At 63.1% G+C, this 20,034-nt stretch carries 20 protein-coding genes and 1 tRNA gene; 13 read left to right on the forward strand and 8 right to left on the reverse strand.

Translation table 11 applies throughout. The annotated features are described in order from the left end of the window. Window positions 1-110: 110 nt before the first annotated feature. The gene (locus ACZ41T_RS10450) at window positions 111-1,517 is read left to right on the forward strand and encodes a DUF6600 domain-containing protein (RefSeq protein WP_464921337.1); all 1,407 of its coding nucleotides are present in this window, start codon (window positions 111-113) and stop codon (window positions 1,515-1,517) included. Window positions 1,518-1,665: 148 nt separating this feature from the next. Next, window positions 1,666-1,890 carry a hypothetical protein gene (locus ACZ41T_RS10455; protein WP_464921338.1) on the forward strand — a complete coding sequence of 75 codons (225 nt, stop codon included), beginning with the start codon at window positions 1,666-1,668 and terminating at the stop codon, window positions 1,888-1,890. A gap of 42 nt (window positions 1,891-1,932) precedes the next feature. Here the strand turns inward: ACZ41T_RS10455 and ACZ41T_RS10460 are convergent, their stop codons facing one another. Next, window positions 1,933-2,562: a c-type cytochrome gene (locus tag ACZ41T_RS10460; RefSeq protein ID WP_464923960.1), complete on the reverse strand. Its 630-nt coding sequence runs from the start codon at window positions 2,560-2,562 to the stop codon at window positions 1,933-1,935. A gap of 164 nt (window positions 2,563-2,726) precedes the next feature. Between ACZ41T_RS10460 and ACZ41T_RS10465 the strand changes: the two genes are divergently transcribed. Next, window positions 2,727-4,277: a transposase gene (locus tag ACZ41T_RS10465; protein WP_464921023.1), complete on the forward strand. Its 1,551-nt coding sequence runs from the start codon at window positions 2,727-2,729 to the stop codon at window positions 4,275-4,277. Between the two features lie 160 nt (window positions 4,278-4,437). On the opposite strand, the gene ACZ41T_RS10470 is transcribed toward ACZ41T_RS10465, so the two are convergent. The 3 genes from ACZ41T_RS10470 to ACZ41T_RS10480 form a co-directional block, all read right to left on the reverse strand. Beyond that, window positions 4,438-4,812 (reverse strand): hypothetical protein, encoded by a 375-nt coding sequence (locus ACZ41T_RS10470; RefSeq protein ID WP_464921339.1) that lies wholly within the window; start codon window positions 4,810-4,812, stop codon window positions 4,438-4,440. Beyond that, window positions 4,809-5,408 carry a c-type cytochrome gene (locus tag ACZ41T_RS10475; protein ID WP_464921340.1) on the reverse strand — a complete coding sequence of 200 codons (600 nt, stop codon included), beginning with the start codon at window positions 5,406-5,408 and terminating at the stop codon, window positions 4,809-4,811. Before ACZ41T_RS10475 ends, ACZ41T_RS10470 begins: the two co-directional genes overlap by 4 nt. Window positions 5,409-5,544: 136 nt before the next feature. Beyond that, window positions 5,545-5,976 carry a DciA family protein gene (locus ACZ41T_RS10480; RefSeq protein ID WP_464921341.1) on the reverse strand — a complete coding sequence of 144 codons (432 nt, stop codon included), beginning with the start codon at window positions 5,974-5,976 and terminating at the stop codon, window positions 5,545-5,547. Window positions 5,977-6,098: 122 nt separating this feature from the next. Here ACZ41T_RS10480 and secA point away from each other — a divergent pair, with 122 nt between their 5' ends. From secA to ACZ41T_RS10515, 7 genes are all read left to right on the forward strand, one after another. Next, window positions 6,099-8,807, forward strand: coding sequence for a preprotein translocase subunit SecA (secA, locus tag ACZ41T_RS10485; protein ID WP_464921342.1), 2,709 nt, complete (start codon window positions 6,099-6,101; stop codon window positions 8,805-8,807). Between the two features lie 9 nt (window positions 8,808-8,816). Next, entirely contained in the window at window positions 8,817-9,044 is a 228-nt protein-coding gene (locus tag ACZ41T_RS10490; RefSeq protein WP_464921343.1) for a hypothetical protein, read from the forward strand. A 151-nt stretch (window positions 9,045-9,195) separates the two neighbouring features. Next, window positions 9,196-9,642, forward strand: a complete 447-nt coding sequence (locus ACZ41T_RS10495) for a hypothetical protein (RefSeq protein ID WP_464921344.1) — start codon at window positions 9,196-9,198, stop codon at window positions 9,640-9,642. Window positions 9,643-9,720: 78 nt separating this feature from the next. After that, window positions 9,721-10,083, forward strand: a complete 363-nt coding sequence (locus tag ACZ41T_RS10500) for a hypothetical protein (protein ID WP_464921345.1) — start codon at window positions 9,721-9,723, stop codon at window positions 10,081-10,083. Between the two features lie 25 nt (window positions 10,084-10,108). Continuing rightward, entirely contained in the window at window positions 10,109-10,267 is a 159-nt protein-coding gene (locus tag ACZ41T_RS10505) for a hypothetical protein (protein WP_464921346.1), read from the forward strand. A gap of 115 nt (window positions 10,268-10,382) precedes the next feature. Next, a complete protein-coding gene (locus ACZ41T_RS10510) occupies window positions 10,383-10,694 on the forward strand; it encodes a copper-binding protein (RefSeq protein ID WP_464921347.1) in 312 nt (103 codons plus the stop codon). Between the two features lie 93 nt (window positions 10,695-10,787). Then, window positions 10,788-11,150 carry a hypothetical protein gene (locus ACZ41T_RS10515; protein ID WP_464921348.1) on the forward strand — a complete coding sequence of 121 codons (363 nt, stop codon included), beginning with the start codon at window positions 10,788-10,790 and terminating at the stop codon, window positions 11,148-11,150. Between the two features lie 78 nt (window positions 11,151-11,228). Here the strand turns inward: ACZ41T_RS10515 and ACZ41T_RS10520 are convergent, their stop codons facing one another. Beyond that, on the reverse strand, window positions 11,229-12,059 hold the full coding sequence (locus ACZ41T_RS10520; protein WP_464921349.1) for a c-type cytochrome: 831 nt from the start codon (window positions 12,057-12,059) through the stop codon (window positions 11,229-11,231). A 125-nt stretch (window positions 12,060-12,184) separates the two neighbouring features. Between ACZ41T_RS10520 and ACZ41T_RS10525 the strand changes: the two genes are divergently transcribed. The 3 genes from ACZ41T_RS10525 to ACZ41T_RS10535 all read left to right on the forward strand — a co-directional run bounded on the left by ACZ41T_RS10525 (window position 12,185) and on the right by ACZ41T_RS10535 (window position 13,813). Beyond that, a tRNA-Arg gene (locus ACZ41T_RS10525) sits at window positions 12,185-12,261 on the forward strand. A 102-nt stretch (window positions 12,262-12,363) separates the two neighbouring features. Beyond that, the gene (locus ACZ41T_RS10530) at window positions 12,364-12,762 is read left to right on the forward strand and encodes a gamma-butyrobetaine hydroxylase family protein (RefSeq protein ID WP_464921350.1); all 399 of its coding nucleotides are present in this window, start codon (window positions 12,364-12,366) and stop codon (window positions 12,760-12,762) included. Window positions 12,763-12,865: 103 nt separating this feature from the next. After that, entirely contained in the window at window positions 12,866-13,813 is a 948-nt protein-coding gene (locus tag ACZ41T_RS10535; RefSeq protein WP_464921351.1) for a fructosamine kinase family protein, read from the forward strand. A 229-nt stretch (window positions 13,814-14,042) separates the two neighbouring features. On the opposite strand, the gene ACZ41T_RS10540 is transcribed toward ACZ41T_RS10535, so the two are convergent. The 3 genes from ACZ41T_RS10540 to argA form a co-directional block, all read right to left on the reverse strand. Further along, window positions 14,043-15,635, reverse strand: coding sequence for an ABC-F family ATPase (locus ACZ41T_RS10540; protein ID WP_464921352.1), 1,593 nt, complete (start codon window positions 15,633-15,635; stop codon window positions 14,043-14,045). A gap of 96 nt (window positions 15,636-15,731) precedes the next feature. Further along, window positions 15,732-18,509 (reverse strand): EAL domain-containing protein, encoded by a 2,778-nt coding sequence (locus tag ACZ41T_RS10545; protein ID WP_464921353.1) that lies wholly within the window; start codon window positions 18,507-18,509, stop codon window positions 15,732-15,734. 102 nt (window positions 18,510-18,611) lie between these two features. Further along, window positions 18,612-19,940, reverse strand: coding sequence for an amino-acid N-acetyltransferase (argA, locus tag ACZ41T_RS10550; protein ID WP_464921354.1), 1,329 nt, complete (start codon window positions 19,938-19,940; stop codon window positions 18,612-18,614). Window positions 19,941-20,034: the final 94 nt, after the last annotated feature.

Genomic DNA, 20,034 nt, shown 5'->3' on the forward strand with positions numbered 1-20,034 from the left:
GGGACACCCGTCGCAAACTGTGTAGGCTTTTTGGCCGGGTATGGGGAGGCCCATGAACGATCTGCAACGCATCTGGCCCTTCCTCCGTTCCTGCTGACCCTGCGGGCGCTGTGCCGGCCGCGGATGGCGACGAGGCCTGGGCGCCCACCCCGCTGCGGCTAAGCTTCATCGACGGCGAGGTGTCGTACTGGCGGCCGGGCGCGGACGAGTGGGTGCGCGCCCGGCCCAATATGGCGCTGGCGGAGGACGACGCGCTCTATACCGACAAGAATTCCAATTTTGAAGTGCAGTTCGACAGCCGCAGCTTCGCGCGCGCCGACGAACATACCCAGCTGTCGCTGCTGCGGTGGGAAGAACACCTTATCCAGTTCAAGGTCGCCAGCGGCCGGGTGTCGTTCGACATGCGCAGCCTGGCGGAGGGCGGCGCAGTGGAGGTGAGCACGCCGAACGCGGTGTTCGTCATCGAGCCCCTCGGCTATTACCGGGTGGAGGTGAACAGCCGCGACATCCATTTCGTCACCCGCCGCAGCGGCGAGGCCACGGTGATTACCGCCGCCGGCCGCTCGCTGGGAATTTACCCCTCCGAGGACGCCGTGGTGACGGCGGGCGATCCGGTGAAAGTGGCCACGTACGCTGCGCCGGCGCCCGATGCCTGGGATCGCTGGAACGCTGCACGCAGCGACCGCAGCGGCGAATCGATCAGCGCGCGCTACCTGCCGCCCGGCGTCTACGGCGCGGAGGAACTCGACCACTACGGCCGCTGGCGGGTGGTGCCGACCTACGGCGCGGTGTGGATTCCCGATGGCATGAGCGCGACCTGGGCGCCCTACAGCACCGGCTACTGGGTGTGGGACCCCTATTACGCATGGACCTGGATCGACGATGCGCCGTGGGGCTGGGCGCCCTTTCACTACGGGCGCTGGGTCCACATCGACGGCTACTGGGCATGGGCGCCGGGGCCGGTGGTGCGGCGGCCGGTGTATTCGCCGGCGCTGGTGGCGTTCATGGTACCCGACCGCGACGTGACGCTGCGTCTTAACGCCGGCCTGCCCGGTGTGTGGTGGGTGGGACTCTCCTGGGGCGAGCCGGTGCTGCCGTGGTGGGGCCCGTCCCGCTATCGCGGACGCCCCTGGTGGGGTGGCTGGGACGGACCGCGCATCATCAACAATGTGATGGTCATGCAAACCACGGTCATCAAGGTGGGCGATATCCGCTATCACAATGCCCGCCTGCCGCGCGCCATCCTTACGGCGCCGGCCGCCAGGTTCGGACGCGAACGGGTGTGGACGACGGTGGGAACCCATCCGCCACACCGACTTCGTGCCGGTGCGCGGCGAATTGCCAGTCAAGCCTTCGCGCGCCAGCCTGGTCGGCGGCGCGCCGAAAGGGGTGCAGCCGCCGCGGGAAATTGTTTCGCGCCTGGTGGTGTCGACGCGCCCGCCGCGCGAGCGGACCCAGCCCTGGCCGGACGCGACGCCCCGCGCCCGCCCCCCGGCCGTTCCCGCGCCCCGCTATAAGGTCCCCTCCGTGCGCCGCGCCGAGGATGCCCACATCCGGCTGCGGCCGCCCTTCGGGGCCGAGACGGGGCCGGAACGGGCGCCGCCGCCGCGGCCGCCGCGCTATGAGGAGATAAGGAAATCGGTGATCCCGCGTGAGCAGGCCACGGTGGGCACTCGACCCCCGACCCGCGAGCGGCCTGTCGTGCGCCGGGAGGCAACACCCGCGCCGCGTCCGGCGCCGCCGGCCAGCGTGCAGGCCCCGCGGACACGCAGCCTGGATGAGAAGGCGCGCGGCGAGGCCGGGCGGGATGAAAAAGGGCGCTCATTGCCGGGGCAACCCGCCAGCCAGACCTACCGGGGACGCGACCGTGAAAACCGCGACGCGCGTTGAATGATTGCGTGCCCGGGGCGCCTCGGTGCGTAATCGTGCTTGTTAGTGCGAGACCGCCGGGGAATAAGCTTCCACTTGTTCGGTTGCCGGTTTGGCAGCAGCTTTGCCCGCGGCCTCGGCCTTCCGCTCGATGGACGCCGCCAACGCCTCGGGGGTGCGCCCATACAGGCAGTTTTCGTCGTGATGCTTGTCACGCGTCTGCGCGACACTGCCTTTAAAGCGCGGATCCTGCGGGCGCTCATGACTGTTCATGAACAAGGCCACATCCCAGGCTTCCTGATCGCTCAGGGTGCCACCGAGCCCATAGGGCATGTTGGCCTGGATAAAGCCCGCCGCCGTGTTAACGCGATGCATGCCGGCGCCCCAGTTGAACGAATCCTTGCCCCATAGAGGCGGAAACGCATACTCGCCGCGCGCTTTGATGCCTTCACCGTTGGCGCCGTGGCATATCGCGCAATTGTTCTCGTATACGCCGCGTCCGCGCGCCATGTCGGGTGTCAGTGCGGGCTTCGCCACTTTGACATAGCCCTGGCCGGGCAATTTGACGCCGGTCGGTGCGCCCTTGGCGAGCCAGTAATGGTAAGTCACCAAAGCGGTCATTTCCTTGCTGTCCAGAGCGGGCGCCTTGCCGTTCATGCTGTAGAGGAAGCACCCCTGGATACGGCTCTGGATGGTATCGACCTGCCGGGTTTTCTGGCGGTATGCGGGGTAGAGGACATACGCGGCCCATAACGAGGCTGTATAAAAAGCCCCTAAAAATAATCATTCCCGCATCTTGCCCCAGCCTCCCGCCTGCATCAACATCGCTGCATTGATTTTGTGATGGCACAGACCGCATGGCGCGCTACAAGCATATCGACACCAGCCCCCGTTTCCTTGCCGTCGACCTGCAACGGCAACTGCTTCCCGGTACTTTCGAGCACGCGCTCAATCACCTCATCGACCACGAGCTGGACCTGTCCAGCTTCGATGCCCGCTTCAACAACGACGCGACCGGTGCGGCGGCTTATCCGCCTGCCATGCTGCTCAAGGTCGTGCTGTTTGCCTACAGCCAGGGCATTATTTCCAGTCGCAACATTGAAGCAGTCTGCCGTGACCACGTCACCTTCATCGCCCTGTCAGGCGACACCCAGCCCCACTTCACCACGATTGCCGGATTTGTCTCGAAGCTTGCCGACGACATCGCCCGCGTCTTCACCCAAATCCTCTACCTGTGCGACCGGCAGGGTTTGATCGGACGCGAGATGTTTGCCATCGACGGCGTCAAGCTGCCCAGCAACGCCAGCAAACAGAAGAGCGGCACCCGTGCCGACTTCGAGCACCAGGCCACCAAGCTCGAAGCCGCTGCCCGCGTCATGCTCGAACGGCATCGGGAAGAGGACAGCAAACCGGTCGAGGCCGACCTCAGACAGAAAGAAGTCCAGCGCATCAGCCGCCTGCAAACCGATGCCGCCCAACTGCGTCAATGGCTCACCGCTCATCCCGATGATCGCAAGGGCAGCAAAGGCACGATACGGAAGAGCAACCGCACCGACAACGAATCCGCCAAGATGGCGACCAGCAAAGGCGTCATCCAGGGTTATACGGGTGTGGCCGCCGTCGATGCCCGTCACCAGATCATCGTGGACGCGCAGGCCCACGGTACCGGCAGCGAACAGGAACTGCTGGTACCGGTGGTCAAAGCCATCCAGGTCGCATTGAATGATGCTCCACTCATCACCCCGGCCAGCCTCATCACAGCGGACGCGGGTTACCACTCAGAAGCCAACCTTAAGCAACTTACTGAACTGGAAGTGGACGCCTTGATTGCCGACAACGGTATGCGGCAACGCGATCCACGCTTCAAGGATCAGGACAAACACAAGCAGGCCCCCGATCCTCTGCACGACAAATCCGGCCAGAAGAAAGAGAAGAAGCCGACTGCTGTTTATCGCCCCGCAGACTTTCGCTATGACATGGACGCGCAGACCTGCGTTTGCCCTGCGGGCAAGACACTCTACGGCAACGGCAGCCATTGCATCATCAATGGTTTCGTTGCCGTCAAATTTCAGGGCGCGCAGCAGGACTGCGTACCGTGCGCACAACGGGATAAGTGTCTACGCACGCCGACCAGGACCAAGACCCGGCAAGTGAGTTTCTTTCAGGGCAAGGCTGACGGCACGGAGTCCTTCACCGACAAGATGAAAGTCCGTATCGATTGCCCGGAAGGACAGGCGCGATACGGACGACGCTTCGCCACGGTGGAACCGGTGTTCGGCAACTTGCGGCACAACAAACAGCTCAACCGCTTCACCTTGCGGGGGCAGAAGAAAGTGGATGCGCAGTGGAAGCTCTACTGCCTGGTGCACAACATCGAGAAGCTGGCGCATCACGGGTATGCGCAGTAGGGACGGGGCGGGCAGCCCGCACTACGTCAATCAGATGCTGCCATGACTGATCGGAACATCCCACCGAATCGGTTCGGTAAGTTGCAAATCATGAATTGAAAACGGCGTGGAAATTCCACGCCGTTTTTTACGTCGCCAATTTGGCTGAAAAGGGGTTTTTCTACAGCGTCAACGGTGCCGAATCGGCTTTGCGGCCATTGTCCAGGTGACAGTTGGCGCAGTTCATGCCGTTGCCGACGTAAGCCTTGGCGTGTTGCTGGGTGTTCGTAAAAATATTCTTGCCCAGCAATACCATTTCGCCGTACTCGTTCTGTGGAATTTTGCTTTCGGCCGGGGGCGTGAAAGCGGCGGGCCGTTTGGCCGAATCCACCGCGGCACCGTCGGGTGGTGCGTCCGCGAAGCCGGTTTGCTCGCCGCCGGCCGGCTTCGCCGCCGCCGCTTCGGTGGCCTTCGGTTCGGGCTGCTGCTTGTCGCACCCGCCGAGCATGCCGCCCAAGGCGAGCACACAGAACGCATACCCTACAGATCTATTCATTTTCCTTCCCGCCGGGTTCCGAGCGTTGCCAGATATTCGGCGACTGAACGTATATCGTCATCGGTGAGATTCTCCGCAACCGCCTTCATCAGCTTTTGCGGATCATTGGTTCGGGCGCCGGTTTTCCAGGCCTGCAATTGACTCACCGTGTAGGCGGCATGTTGTCCCGCGATCGCTGGGAATGCCGGCGCTACGCCAAGGCCGTCCACGGCATGGCATTTGAAACACGGCGGCACCTGTCGGTCCCAGGCGCCGTTGATCGCCAGATTCTTGCCGCGCGCAATGACAGCGGGGTCCACCGTGCTTGCGCCGGCTTTCGGGCGCGGCTGACTCGCATAATGACGTGCAGTGGATTCGGCGTCTTCGACGCTCATCGCCTGCGCGATGGGTGTCATGACCGGATGGGTGCGGGTGCCGGCCTTGAAGTCGGCGATCTGTTTGGCGAAGTATGCCGGCGGCAGTTGTGCCAGCACCGGAAACCCGGCTTGGGGATTGCCTGCTCCGTCCACCCCGTGACAGCTTGCACAGGCGACTGCCGCCCCGTTGCCCTGGGTGACGATGGAAGGGGGCACCGCCGCAGCGCTTGACGCTGCCATGACCACGACCGCTGTGAATGTGTGGCTGATGAATGATCGCATCATGCGCTCCAGGAAACTTGAGGAGAAAGGATCCGGCAAGCCCGGATTCTGGCATGCATGACCACCAGTATAGAAAGGTGACGCCGAAGGGGCCCTAGCCCTTGCGGTGATGGCGCAGCAGGCGGTCGATCGCGTCCTTCAGCGGCCCTTCTTCAATTTCCGTGGTGAGGTGCGCCAGTTCGTTCAGTGCGGCAGGCGGCAGGCCGGTTTTTTCGACCGGGTGGACGTAGCGCGCGAGAAGTTCAGGATTGACGCTGATCCGCACTGTCGTTACCACGATTTCGCGCTTGCCGAGGCTGGCCATCAGCGCGTCGGTCTGCTGGCGCAGGCGGCTGGCGACGGCGCCGCTGTCGCAGGCGAGGCTCAGCACGGCGTTTTCCAGTTGCATGACACGGACGTGCCCTGCCAGCGCGGCGGGCAGGGCACGGTCGAGCGCGGCCTGGGTGTCGAGCAGGGCGCGGGCGCGCACGACAAGGCCGTGCGGCAGCTGGCTGGCGAGCAGGTCGGCGAGGCTGGCGGCGCTCATGGGCGTGGCGACCAGGCATCGCGGCAACCCCGTTCCGCTGTCTTGACAGCGTCACAGGAAGCCTGCATCCCTATGTTAAAATTCAACGATTTACCGCGTCTTGCGGGCATTTCGGATTCCCCATGCTGCAATCCCTGTTCAAAAAAGTCTTCGGCAGCCGCAACGAGCGGCTGGTCAAACAATACCTGCAAAAGGTGAAAGCGATCAATGCGCTGGAGCCGGCGATGGAGAAACTGTCCGACGCCGAGCTGGCCGGCAAGACCGCCGAGTTCAAGTCGCGGCTGGAAAAAGGCGAGACGCTCGACAAGCTGCTGCCGGAAGCCTTCGCCGTGGTGCGCGAGGCGTCGAAGCGGGTGCTCGGCATGCGCCATTTCGACGTCCAGATGGTCGGTGGCATGGTGCTGCACGACGGCAAGATCGCCGAGATGCGCACCGGCGAGGGCAAGACGCTGATGGCGACGCTGGCCGCGTACCTGAATGCGCTGACCGGCAAGGGCGTGCACGTGGTGACGGTGAACGATTACCTGGCCAGCCGCGATGCCGAATGGATGGGCCGTCTGTATGGCTTTCTCGGCCTCACCACCGGGATCAACCTGTCGCAGATGCCGCATGCCGAAAAGCAGGCCGCGTATGCCGCAGATATCACCTACGGTACCAACAACGAATACGGCTTCGACTATCTGCGCGATAACATGGTTTATCAGTTGGGCGAGAAAGTGCAGCGCCCGCTGGCCTACGGCATCATCGACGAAGTCGACTCGATCCTGATCGACGAGGCGCGCACGCCGCTGATCATTTCCGGGCAGTCGGAAGAAAACGTCGCGCTGTACCAGCAGATCAACGAGGTGCCGCCGCAGCTGATCCGGCAGCCGGACGAGGAATCCGAGGGCGATTACTCGGTCGACGAGAAAACGCGCCAGGTGCTGTTGTCCGAAGCCGGGCACGAAAAAGTCGAGGCCGTCCTCACCGAAATGGGCCTCTTGCCGCCCGGTGGCAGCCTCTATGACGCCACCAACATCATGCTGATGCACCATGTGTACGCCGCGTTGCGCGCGCATGCGCTGTTCTTCCTCGACCAGCACTACGTGGTGCAGAACGATGAGGTCATCATCGTCGACGAATTCACCGGCCGCCTGATGAGCGGGCGCCGCTGGTCGGAAGGCCTGCACCAGGCCGTCGAGGCGAAGGAGGGCGTGGCGATCCAGAAGGAAAACCAGACGCTGGCGTCGATCACCTTCCAGAACTATTTCCGTATGTACGAGAAGCTGTCGGGCATGACCGGCACTGCGGACACCGAAGCCTTCGAGTTCCAGAGCATTTACGGGCTGGAAACCGTGGTCGTGCCGACCCACCGCCCGATGATCCGCAAGGACGAACACGACCAGGTCTTCCGCACCGCGGCCGAACGCGACCAGGCGGTGATCAACGAGATCCGCGCCTGCCATGAGCGCGGTCAGCCGGTGCTGGTGGGCACCACCTCGATCGAGGCCAACGAGAAACTCTCCGCCGAGCTGAAAAAAGCCGGGCTGCCGCACAACGTGCTGAACGCCAAGCAGCACGAGCGCGAAGCCGAAGTGATTGCGCAGGCCGGGATGACCGGTGGGATCACCATCGCCACCAACATGGCGGGCCGCGGCACCGACATCGTGCTGGGCGGCAGCATTCAGAGGGAGCTGGATGCCAACAACCGGGACGAGGCGCTCTCCGACAGCGAAAAAACCAGCTGCATCGCCGCGCTCAAGGCCGACTGGCAGGTGCGCCACGACGCCGTGCTGGCGGCCGGCGGCCTGCACATCATCGGTACCGAACGCCACGAGTCGCGCCGCGTCGACAACCAGCTGCGCGGCCGTTCAGGACGCCAGGGCGACCCCGGCTCCAGCCGCTTCTTCCTGTCGCTGGAAGACCCGCTCTTGCGCATCTTCGCTTCCGACCGCGTCGCCACGATCATGAATCGCCTGAAGATGCCCGAGGGCGAGGCGATCGAGCATCCATGGGTGACACGCGCGATCGAGAACGCGCAGCGCAAGGTCGAACAGCGCAACTTCGACATCCGCAAGCAGTTGCTGGAATACGACGACGTGTCGAACGACCAGCGCAAGGTGATCTACGAACAGCGCAACGAAATCCTGGCGAGCACCGACATCGGCGACACCATCCGCGCCATGCGCAACGACGTGCTGAACGACGCCATCGACCAGCACATTGCGCCGGGCAGCATGGACGAACAGTGGGACGTGGCCGGCCTGGAAAGGACCCTGGCCGCGCAGTACTCGCTCGACCTGCCGCTGCAGCAATGGTTGGATGAAGAAAAGACCCTGAACGAAGAGGGGCTGCGCAAGAAGGTCATGGATGTCGCCGACACGCTGTACAAGGAGAAGGAAGCGCAGGTCGGCGTCGATGGCCTGCGCCAGTTCGAGCGTGCGGTGATGCTGCAAAGCATCGACAGCCACTGGCGCGAACACCTGTCGGCACTGGATCATCTGCGCCAGGGCATCCACCTGCGCGGCTACGCACAGAAGCAGCCCAAGCAGGAATACAAGCGCGAGGCATTCGAGCTGTTCTCCGGCATGCTGGCTGCGATCAAGGCCGAGGTCACCCAGATCGCCACCACGGTTCAGGTGCGTGCGCCCGAGGATGTGCGGGTAGAATTGTCCGAAGAGCCATCCAACGTGCAATACCAGCATGAAGGATATGACGAGGCGCAGGACTTTGCCGAGACCGCTGTCGCCAATGCCATACCGGCTGACGCCTACCCCAAGGTTGGCCGCAACGACCCCTGCCCGTGCGGCTCGGGCAAGAAGTACAAGCACTGCCACGGCAAACTGAGCTGAGGAGGGACCATGCCTTACTACGTGTTTCGTCAGGGAATGTTCAAGGTGCTGGAAAAGCAGGGCGAGTGGGCGGGCTTCAAGGAAGCCAGGGCCCATGCCAACGAATTGCGCAAGACACTCGACCCCAAAACCGGCGACAAGTACAAGATGATCTTCGCCGACAACGAAATCGCCGCGCAGGAGACGCTCATGGCCGAGCGCGAACTGGATGCGAGTTTGTCCGGTGACGACTGGTAAAAACGTTTTTTCCGCGAAGTGCGCGAAGAAACGCGAAGAAAAAGCCCGTAATTCCAGGCGGTTAAAACCCGCGCCTTGTGGATGCACGTGCTCCTGCAACGGCGATTTGGCTTAAATTGATAACCTGGGTTTAACCCGCGTTTCCGACCCTATGGCCGAGTACAACGAAGGCGCTTACAAACTGGCCCGCCAGACCTGTATCGAGTACAGCTGCCCGTTCGAGCGGGCCTTGCTGTCGTGCTGCGTGCGCTGCGACCGTTCGCGCAAGATCAACCTGGCCGAACGCGAAGTGATTGCCTGCGGCGATCCAGTAGTGCGTGAGCACTGTCTGGCGTTCCATCGGGCGCTGCACGAAAACGCGCAATTCGCACTGAAAATCAGTCCCGATGCACCGTGGCCGTTCGGCAAGGAAATCCGCGCCCAGTGCGGCGGCGTGCGCGGGCTGGCGGCGGCAATGACGAGCGCGGCGGATGAAACCACCGATATCGCCGCCACCGTACTGCAGGGCCACGAGCGCTTTGGCGGCCATGCCGAATTTCCCTATTCCGAGATCATGCGCGCCGTGGTGCATTATGAGCCGCGCAAGCGCCGCCCGTGAGCGGCGCGGTGGATCGGGAACCGGGCGGCCCTGCCATGGGCTTTTGGACGGACTTTATTTTTTGATTACATTGCCCGCGTGCGCGCTCATTCCCACCGATTCCTGCTGATATGGCTGATGCTGGCCCTGCCGCTGCAGGCCTTTGCGTCTGCCGCCATACTGGGCTGCGTGTTGTCGGATCGGGCGACGGCGGAATCGATGGCGATGGCTGGCGGGATGATGGCGGGATGCCATGAGCCGGACCAGCCGGATACGCCTTCCACACAAGTCGATTGCGAACACTGCGCCGCGTGCGCACTGGCGTCGGTTCTGCCGATTCCGGCCAGCGACAGCACGGCCACCGCGCCGGCCTCGATCCGTTTTGTTTCCCCAGCTGCCGCCTCCTTCAGCGGCTTCGTCCCCGGCAGTCTCGAGCGACCGCCCCGGCGCTTCCTCGCCTGAATCCCGCGCCGGCTGACGGCGCGTCATGCTGATTCATTCCGATTCGGCCGATTCGAATCGCGGTGGTACCGCCGCGTGGTTTGCGAGATTCATCATGTTGAATGTTTTTTTCCGTCATGCGGCGCTGGCATGCGCATGGCTGCTGGGGACGCCCGCAGCGCAGGCAGTCGAGGCCGAGCCGTGAATGTGGCAGCGGTCGCTCCTCTCAAACAGTATCAAGGTTGGCGCGACGCTCCGCTCCATTACGAGGCCGTCATGCGCGGCACGATCACCGTCACCTCCGAACAAGGCGCTGCAAAATGAAAAAATGGATTTCCCTGCTGGGCACACTGGCGATTGTTACCCCGCTTCACGCCCAGCCCGTAACGCCGCCCGCCGCCCAGGCCAGTGCGATGAGCGAGGGCGTGGTGCGCAAGATCGACGCCGCGAACGCCGGGATCACTCTCTGGCACGGCTCCCTCGTCAACCTCGACATGCCTCCCATGACCATGGTGTTCCGGGTACAACCGCCAGAGTTGCTGAACGGCGTCAAGGTGGGCGACACGGTGAAATTCCGTGCCGAGACCATCAAGGGCGCCATCATCGTGACGGCGATTCAGGTTGCGCCATAGCGGCTCCTGGAATAAGCGAAATTTCTAGCTAGATTGAATTCTGTCGCAGGCCAATGGCGTGCGATTTTCCAATCCTTTGCAAAGGAAATCATGATGAAAAATGTTTCCGTATTGATGCTGACACTTGTCATCTCGGCAGCGGCCTCCGTGCAGGCCCAGAACCGGATGGGTGACCCAATGCAGCCCCGCGACCAGGTCCAGACCCAGGATCGCGAGAAAATTTATGGGTATGAACTGATGACCCCGCAGGAGCGCAATGAATACCATGCCCGCATGCGCGCGTTGAATACCGAACAGGAGCGTGACGCCTTCCGCCTGGATCATCACGAAAAAATGCAGGAGCGCGCCAAAGCCCAGGGCAAGACCCTGCCCGACGCGCCGCCCGCAGGCCGCGGACCTGGAATGGGTTCCGGCATGGGCACGGGCGGCGGCATGGGGCCGGGCTACCGTCGCTGATGCGTGTGCTTTCTCCTGCGTAGGGCGATCCGACAGGCGATGCGGCCTCGACTGCGGGCGTCTGCGCCTGCGTTCTGCTTACAGCTTGCCGCCGGATTCGCTGAACATGTAGCCGACCGCGTTGGCTATATCGGCCTCGGACAGGCTGGGGTTGCCACCCTTGGGCGGCATGCCGCGAATACCGGTGATCGCGTGGCTGTATAGCGTCGCGTAGCCCTGTGCCACACGCGGCCCCCAGGCTGCCATGTCGCCCGGCTTGGGCGCACCGGCGAGGCCGGCGGCGTGGCAAAGCGCGCACGTAGTCTGATAGATCTTCTTGCCCTTGATCGGGTCCGACGTGGGCGCGGCCGCCACGGCGGTTGGCGCCGCTTCCGCTTCCGGCGTTGCCGCCACCGCTTCAGCCGGGGCTGCCGCTTCCGGCGCCTTGAAACTGGCGCCGGCTGCGTTGGCCATGTAGACGACTGCACGCGCGACTTCGACGTCGGTCAGGTCGGCGCTGCCGCCGCGTGGCGGCATCTGGCGTATGCCCTCGATCGCGTTCTTGAGCAGGATGTCGTAGCCCTGGCCGATGCGCGCGCTCCAGTCGCCCTTGTTCTCGAAGCGGGGTGCGCCGAGTACGCCGCTGCCGTGGCATGCCACGCAAGTCGCTGCATAGACTTCCTGACCGGATTTTTCGACCACGGGCACACTGGCGTCGAGTGCCGCCAGCTCCGCAAACGGCTTGATGCGTTCGAGAGTCGCTTTTTGGGCGGCTTCGCTGGACGTGTCGGGTTTTTGGTCTGCCTGGATGCCGAGGACCAGTTGAACAATCAGAAATATCGCCAGCAGGGGGGCCAACAGTCCAGCGACAACGGAAACGATGACGTCCTTGGGCTTGGTTGGGGTCATCTTTACGTTCGAATCGGCCATGAAATTATCCTTTGGGGAGGTGGCAGCAAAAGCGTGGATTATAGGGAAAGCCACCCCGTCAGGAAAGGGCTGTGTGCCCGGTGGATAGACGGCGCATGGCAAACCGGCTATGCTTCATCGTCCTTGCGCCCGTAGCTCAGCTGGATAGAGTACTGCCCTCCGAAGGCAGGGGTCGCGCGTTCGAATCGCGCCGGACGCACCAGTTTTCAGGCCACAGTTGGCCGCATCCCCTTGTCGTGCAAGGGTTTAATCTCCGCGCTGCGGGTTTAAACTTTGGGTTGGAATTATTACGAGCGTTTCAATCATGGCCACTCCCACCCCTACCGACATCAAGCTGCATCAAGTTTCGCGCAAGCTGGAAATCGCATTTTCCGACGGCGCGCATTTCGAACTGCCGTTTGAATTCCTGCGCGTCTTTTCCCCGTCCGCCGAAGTGCGCGGCCACGGCCCCGGCCAGGAAGTGCTGCAAGTCGGCAAGAACGACGTGCTGATCAATGCCGCCGAACCAGTCGGCCTGTACGGCATCAACTTTTTCTTCTCCGACGGCCACAATACCGGCATCTATTCCTGGGAATACCTGCACGAGCTCGGCGACAAACAGACCGCGCTATGGGACGAATACCTCAAGCGCATGGAAGCCGCAGGCGCCTCGCGCGATCCCGGCATTGCCAAGATGTTCGAGCATCGTCCCAAGGCAAAATAAAGCGGGCAGGCTGCCAGGAATGGATGCACATTTTGGCCGGTTTTCAGCTTGACGCGCCCTGCGAGGCGCGTTTTGCTTGTGTGGCGCCCCCCGTTCCACGCGCATGACGCTCGCCGCCGCCCTGGCCGAAGCGATCGGCGTCGCCACGGGCACACCTTGCCCCCCCCTTACGCTGCGCCCAATTGGCGGCGGCGATATCAATCGGGCCTTCCGTGCCAGCGGGGGGGCGCACGCCTGGTTCGTCAAGACGAATCGTGCCGAGCGGCTGCCAATGTTCGAGGCCGAGGCGGCCGCGCTACATGCGCTGGCCGCCACGGACAGTGTGCGCGTGCCGCGGCCGCTATGTTCGGGCGTCGCAGCGGGGCCGGCGTTTCTGGTGCTGGAGTATCTGGATCTGCGCGGCCATGGCGATGCGGCGCGGCTGGGCGAGCAGCTGGCGCGGTTGCACCGTGCGGCGCAGGCCCGGCCGGAGGGAGCGCAATTCGGCTGGGCGCACGACAACTGGATCGGCAGCACGCCGCAGCCCAACGGATGGCGGCATGACTGGATTGCCTTCTGGCGCGAGCAGCGGCTCGGGCATCAGCTGAAACTGGCCGCGCAAAACGGTTATGGCGGGGCGCTGCAACGGGACGGCGAAGCGCTGATGGTGCGGCTGGATGGCTTCTTCGTCGGTTACCGGCCCACCCCTTCGCTGCTGCATGGCGATTTGTGGGGCGGTAACCACGGCTATCTCGCCGACGGCACCTGCGAGCCTGCATGTCCCTCAGGGCATGGCAAGCCGGAGTCCCCTTGTGGGACGCCGGTGATTTTCGATTCGGCGATCTATGTCGGCGATCGCGAATGCGATCTGGCCATGAGCGAACTGTTCGGCGGTTTTGCCCCGGCGTTCTATGCGGCCTATCGCGAGGCCTGGCCGCTCGATCCTGGCTATGCGGTGCGTAAAACGCTTTACAACCTCTACCACATCCTCAACCACGCCAACCTGTTCGGTGGCGGCTACGCGGCGCAGGCGCAACGCATGCTGTCACAACTGCTGGCGCAGCTTCGTTGATTCGAGATTTGTTCATTCGGGTGCGAGATGCTTGGAGCAGGGTGCACTTGGTGCACTTTCGGGCGTCAATCGGTGCACAGAGTGCACCCTACGCGTTACAAATCGCTTATCGTTTTGGCTCTGGTGTGGGTTCCGCGCACTCGGCACGAAGGCGCAGAAGACATTTGTGGAAGCCTTGAAAATCCCGCGATTTTTTCGCGCATCTTCGCGTCCTTCGCGGATAAATAACTTATTCCAGACCCTTCGTGTGCAGATACTCGTCGTAAGTGCCCATATAGAACTCGACCTCCTGCGGGGTGATTTCGAGAATGCGGGTGGCGAGGCTGGAGACGAACTGGCGGTCGTGCGAGACGAAGATCAGCGTGCCCTTGAACAGGTCGAGCGCGAGGTTGAGCGACTCGATCGACTCCATGTCCATGTGGTTGGTCGGCTCGTCCATCACCAGCACGTTGTGGCGACCGAGCATCAGCTTGCCGTAGAGCATGCGGCCCTTTTCGCCGCCGGACAGCACGCGCACCGATTTCTTGACGTCGTCGCCGGAGAACAAGAGGCGCCCGAGGATGCCGCGCAGCACCTGCTCGTCGTCGCCCGGCTGGGTCCATTGGTGCATCCAGTCGGTGAGGTTGAGGTCGCTGTCGAAGTCGCTGACGTGGTCCTGCGAGAAGTAGCCGACGCTGGCATTCTCGCTCCAGCGCACTTCGCCGAATTGCGGCGTCAGCTCGCCCATCAAGAGCTTCATCAGCGTGGATTTGCCGACGCCGTTGCCGCCGATGACGGCCATTTTCTCGCCGGCTTCCAATGAAAAGCCGAGGTTGGTGAACAGCGGCGTTCCGTCATAGCCGAACTTGAGATTCTCCACTTCGAGCGCGCGGCGGTGCAGCAGCTTTTCCGGCTCGAAGCGGATGTAGGGGTTCTGCCGCGAGCTGGGCTTGAAGTCCTCGATCTTGATCTTGTCGATCATCTTCATGCGGCTGGTGGCCTGGCGCGCCTTCGACTTGTTGGCCGAGAAGCGGCGCACGAATTCCTGCAGTTCGGCCACCTTGTCCTTGGCCTTGGCGTTGGCCGAGGCCTGGCGTTCCTTGACCTGCGTCGAGGCCAGCATGTAGTCGTCGTAGTTGCCCGGGTAGACCTTGATAGTGCCGAAATCGAGATCGGCCATGTGGGTACAGACCTGGTTCAGGAAGTGGCGATCGTGTGAGATGACGATGATGGTGGCGTTGCTCTCGTTCAGCACGTTTTCCAGCCAGCGGATGGTGTTGATGTCGAGGTTGTTGGTCGGTTCGTCGAGCAGCAGGATGTCGGGATTGGAGAACAGGGCCTGTGTCAGCAGCACGCGCAGCTTGAAGCCTGGTGCGATCTGGCTCATGGGGCCGTTGTGCTGCTCGATCGGGATGCCGACGCCGAGCAGCAACTGGCCCGCGCGCGCCTCGGCGTCGTAGCCGCCCATTTCGCCGAATTTGGCTTCCAGTTCGGCGGCGTGCAGGTAGTCTTCCTCGGTCGCCTCCGGATTCATGTAGATGGCGTCCTTTTCCTGCATCACGCGCCACATCTCGGCGTGGCCCTGCAGCACTACGTCGAGCACGCGCTGGTCTTCGTAGCCGAACTGGTCCTGGCGCAGCCAGGCCATGCGCTCGCCGGGGTCGAGCGAGACGTTGCCGGCACTCGGCTCCAGTTCGCCGGCGAGGATCTTCATGAAGGTGGACTTGCCGCAGCCGTTGGCGCCGATCAGGCCATAGCGGTTGCCGTCGCCGAACTTGACGTTGACGTTCTCGAACAGGGGTTTGGCGGCAAATTGCAGGGTGATGCTGGAAGCGGTAAGCACGGGACGTCCTGAATACTGTAAAAACTCAATATTCTAACATTGCAGCCTGGTCAGTCTTGAGCCGCCTCCGCCTGGCGGCTTGAGCCTTGAAACGTGCTAGCCCTTGCCGCGCAGTGCCGGATGGTCGGCGATCGGCCGGTCGAGATGGTAGCCCTGCACCAGGTCGACCCCGAACCGGCGCAGCAGGGCGAGGGTCGAGCCGTCCTCAACGTATTCCGCCACCACGGACTTGCCAAGGCCGAGCGCGACGCTGACCATGGCCTGCACGAAAACCTGGTTGTCGGGGTCGTTGGCCAGGTCGCGGATGAACATGCCGTCGATCTTGATGGTGTCGACCTGCAGATGCTTGAGGTAGGCGAAGGAGGAGAAGCCGACACCGAAATCGTCGAGATAGACGCCGCAGCCGAGCTGGCGCAGCGCCTCGATCATGCGCTGGGCGTCGTGCAGGTCGGATACCGCGGCCGTTTCGGTGATTTCGACAATCAGCCGGTGCGGGTCGACGCCGGCCTGCCGCAGCTCGTCGCTGATGTATTGCGGCAGGCTGGGCTCGGACAGCGAACGCCCCGACAGGTTGACTGCGATCGACGGGATGGCCGCATTTCCGGCCAGCCGCTGCAGCACTTCCCGGATCACCCAGCGGTCGATATCGAGAATGCGACCGCTTTTTTCGGCCAGTTGGATGAAGTGCGCCGGCATGATGAGCCGATCGGGATTGCACTCGTCGGTCATGCGGATAAGCGCTTCCAGATGCGACAGGGCGCCGTCTTTCGCCCGGTAAATCCCCTGGAAGTGCAGCTGGAACAATTTTTTGTCGAGCGCGTTGCTGATGCGCTCGCCCCACGAGAGGCGGCTGCGCATCTCGCTGTCGGCCTCGCTGTCCGCCCGATAGACGCGCCAGGTGTTCTTGCCGGCCCCCTTGGCCTGGTACATGGCGATATCGGCACGCGCCACCAGATCGTCGGCGTCCGCGGCATGTTCCGGATAGTAGGCGATGCCAAGGCTGGTGGTGAGCCGCAGGTTTTGCCCCTCGAAGCGGAAGGGGATCTGCGCGATCGTGCGTACGATACGCTCGGCCAGCGCCTCGGCCTCTTTGCCCTGCACGCCCGGCAGCAGGATGGCGAATTCGTCGCCGCCCAGTCGCGCCAGCACTTCGTTACGCCGCACCAGTGCACCGATTTCGCCGGCCACCCGGATCAGCAGCGCATCGCCGGTGCGGTGACCGTAGCTGTCGTTGATGGTCTTGAACTCGTCGAGGTCGAAAAACATCACGGCGCACTGCAAATGGTGGCGGTCGGTATCCAGCATGGTGCGCGCCAGTTCCTGCTGGAAGCGGTGGCGGTTGTACAGCCCGGTGAGTGGGTCGCGTTCGGCCAGGTGCACCAGCTGTTCGGCGGTCTGGCGTTCGCGGGTCATGTCTTCGTAGACCCACAAGTGGCCGATGAAGTGGTCCTCGCGGTCACGCACCGGATAATCGAGTTCGGTGATGACGCGGCCGTCGGTCATCTGGATTTCGTAGCTGTCGGACAATTCGTGTGTTTCCAGCACCGACAGCAAATGCCTGGAAAAATGATCGGGGCGCGCCAGCGTCGAGGCGGATTTAGCCAGCACCTCGTTGACCGGCAGGCCGATCAGTCCCATTTCTTCGTCGATCATCCACATGCGGCTGAAGGCGGGGTTGTGGTAGATCACGCGGCCGTCGGCGGCGACGAAAAGGATGCCCCGATTCATCGCAGACAGCAGCGAAACCAGGCGAGCTCGCTCCTGCTCGGTTTCTTTCAGGTACTTCCCCTGCAGGCTTTCCGCCGTGCGCAGCTCGCTGATGGCCTGGCGCAGGTTGGCCTCGGTCGCCTTGAGATCGTCGATGCTGTGGATGCTGGCGCGGATGCCCTGATAGACCCCGCTGTAATCGTGAATCGGTTGCCAGTTCGTCAGCGCCCAGAAATGGCCGCCGTCCTTGCGGCAGATGCGGAAGGAGTAGCCCTGTCCAGAGGTGCCGCGCAGGGCCTGACGCAGCTGAAAATCGCCTGCCACACGGTCGTCCGGGTGGATGATGTCGGCCGGGAAATTCATCGGCCCCATGCATTCGCTGACGGTATAGCCCAGCATGCGCTCGACCGAGGGGTTGATCCACAACAGTTCGCCTTCGGGCGACAGCCAGAATTCGAGATCGTGGGTGTAATCGGCAATGGCATGAAAGCGCGCCTCGTTTTCGCGTGCCCGCTCGACGTTGAAGCGGACGGCTTCGGCCATGCGGTTGAAGGTGTCGATCAACTGCCCGATCTCGTCTTCCCCTGCGCCCGCCAGCTTGACGTCCAGGTCGCCCTGCGCCATGCGCTTGCTGGCGCGGGTGAGCGCTTCGAAGCGGCGAGTCACCGCGCCGGCCGACACAGCCAGCAGAAGGCCGGTCAGCAGCAGGGCGGCAGCGGCAATGAACAGGCTTTGCTGGATGTAGTGGCTGCGCGCTTCCTGAATGAAGGCACCTGAAAGCGCCAGGGCAACCTCGCCATAGCGCTGGCCGGCCAGTTCAATCGGCTGCACCCGGCGAAAATCGGTTGTGGCGCTGCTGTTGCCGGCTTGGTGAACGACACGGTTGCTGGTGTCGCGTACCTCGATCATTTTCAGTCCGTCGTCGCGCCGCAGGGACTCGATGATGTCGCGTACGCCGGCGTCATCCTGTTGCGCCAGAGGCGTCAGCAGAGCCGTTTCCAGGATTTTCGCGGTTTCCGCCACGCGATACTCGGCCTGTTTTTGCAGGACCTGGGTGGTGAGCTGCACCCCGTTGCCGATCAGAAAAACCAGCATCGCGGCTTCTACCGACAACGCAGCGAGGGTGAGCCTGTAGCGCAGCGAGAGTCGCGCCAGCCAGGCCGTCATCGGGCCGCCCGCAACATGTCTTGCGCCTGCAATGCGTAGGGGCGGAAGGCATGCAACTCGCGGCTCCATCGGGTAAGTGGATGCAACGTCTTTATCCCTTGTTCACAGCGATTTTTGCAGAACCTTGGATTTCCGCTTGTAGTTGTAGAGCGCCTGTTTGCTCTTTGGTAGATGGTCGGGGCTGCTGTCGACGAAGCCGCGTTCCTCGAACCAGTGTTCGGAGCGGGTGGTCAGCACGAACAATTGTTTGAAGCCTGTCTTTTTGCCTTGTTTCTCGGCTTCCGCCAGCAGCAGGTTACCAAAACCGCGCCCGCGGAAATCTTGCGCCACCGCCAGGCAGGCGAGTTCGGCCGCGTGTTCTTCGGGGAAGGGGTAGAGCGCGACACAACCGGCGACGACGCCGTCGGATTCAAGCACCAAAAAGCGGTCGATTTCCATTTCCAGCAACTCGCGCGAGCGCCACACCAGGATGCCGTCGCGCTCCAGCGGCTCGATCAGGCCGAGGATGCCGCCGACGTCGTCGATGGTGGCGGGACGCAGGGTTTCCAGCGGCGCCGGGGTGACGAGGGTGCCGATGCCTTCGCGGGTGAACAGCTCGGACAGCAGCGCGCCGTCCCGGTGGCGACTGATGAGATGGGCGCGCTTGACCCCGCCGGTGCAGGCGGTGATCGCGCACGGCAGGTAGTAGGTCACGTCCTCGGGCAGCTTCTTCGCTTTGCCCTGTCCCGTTTTTTCGAGCACCTGCCGCGCCTCGTTGACGGTGAGGGCGTTGTGGATGGTGCGCCCCTTGTCCGGAACGCCCTCGGTGTCCATCAGGAAGATCAGCTTGTCGGCCGCGAGTTCGATCGCAGCCTGGGTCGCCACGTCCTCCAGGCTGAGGTTGAAGATTTCGCCGGTCGGCGAATAGCCGATGGGGGAGAGCAGCACGATGTCGTGCTGGTCCAGCCGCCGGCGGATCGCGGCGGCGTCGATTTTGCGCACTTCGCCGGTGTGCAGCAGGTCGACGCCGTCGCGCACTCCAAGCGGCTGCGCGGTGACGAAATTGCCTGAGGCGACCCGGATGCCCGCTCCGGCCATCGGCGTGTTGGCCAGCCCCAGCGACAGCAGCGCCTCGATTTCCACCCGCACCGTGCCGGCGGCTTCCTTGACGCACGCGAGCGCCCGGTCGTCGGTGACGCGCAGGCCGTTGACATAGTGGATCGCGGTGCCGTTTTCGGTCAGCCTCGCCTCCACCTGTGGCCGCACGCCATGGATCAGCACCAGCCGCACGCCCAGGCTGTTCAGCAGATTGACGTCGTGCGCCAGCTGCACGAAGCCGCCATCCGCCACCAGCTCGCCACCAAAGGCGACGACGAAGGTCTTGCCGCGAAAGCCATGAATGTACGGCGCGACAGAGCGGAACCAGTGGACGAAATCGGTAGTGTCTTTCAACGGATTTGCCTGAACGGAATTGGGTTAGCGAAGGATACAGAAAAATTCCCGACGCCATGCGGGGGCAACGGCCAACAGAATAAACGGAACAAAG

It is taken from the genome of Thiobacillus thiophilus, from assembly GCF_055378705.1.

Bases quoted from the DNA above. Each gene is read 5' to 3' on its own strand.
- ACZ41T_RS10465 (WP_464921023.1), top strand. From the start codon at position 2,727: ATGGCGCGCTACAAGCATATCGACACCAGCCCCCGTTTCCTTGCCGTC.
- ACZ41T_RS10470 (WP_464921339.1), bottom strand. From the start codon at position 4,812: ATGAATAGATCTGTAGGGTATGCGTTCTGTGTGCTCGCCTTGGGCGGC.
- ACZ41T_RS10475 (WP_464921340.1), bottom strand. From the start codon at position 5,408: ATGGCAGCGTCAAGCGCTGCGGCGGTGCCCCCTTCCATCGTCACCCAG.
- ACZ41T_RS10480 (WP_464921341.1), bottom strand. From the start codon at position 5,976: ATGAGCGCCGCCAGCCTCGCCGACCTGCTCGCCAGCCAGCTGCCGCAC.
- secA (WP_464921342.1), top strand. From the start codon at position 6,099: ATGCTGCAATCCCTGTTCAAAAAAGTCTTCGGCAGCCGCAACGAGCGG.
- ACZ41T_RS10490 (WP_464921343.1), top strand. From the start codon at position 8,817: ATGCCTTACTACGTGTTTCGTCAGGGAATGTTCAAGGTGCTGGAAAAG.
- ACZ41T_RS10495 (WP_464921344.1), top strand. From the start codon at position 9,196: ATGGCCGAGTACAACGAAGGCGCTTACAAACTGGCCCGCCAGACCTGT.
- ACZ41T_RS10505 (WP_464921346.1), top strand. From the start codon at position 10,109: ATGCTGATTCATTCCGATTCGGCCGATTCGAATCGCGGTGGTACCGCC.
- ACZ41T_RS10510 (WP_464921347.1), top strand. From the start codon at position 10,383: ATGAAAAAATGGATTTCCCTGCTGGGCACACTGGCGATTGTTACCCCG.
- ACZ41T_RS10515 (WP_464921348.1), top strand. From the start codon at position 10,788: ATGAAAAATGTTTCCGTATTGATGCTGACACTTGTCATCTCGGCAGCG.
- ACZ41T_RS10520 (WP_464921349.1), bottom strand. From the start codon at position 12,059: ATGGCCGATTCGAACGTAAAGATGACCCCAACCAAGCCCAAGGACGTC.
- ACZ41T_RS10530 (WP_464921350.1), top strand. From the start codon at position 12,364: ATGGCCACTCCCACCCCTACCGACATCAAGCTGCATCAAGTTTCGCGC.
- ACZ41T_RS10535 (WP_464921351.1), top strand. From the start codon at position 12,866: ATGACGCTCGCCGCCGCCCTGGCCGAAGCGATCGGCGTCGCCACGGGC.
- ACZ41T_RS10545 (WP_464921353.1), bottom strand. From the start codon at position 18,509: ATGACGGCCTGGCTGGCGCGACTCTCGCTGCGCTACAGGCTCACCCTC.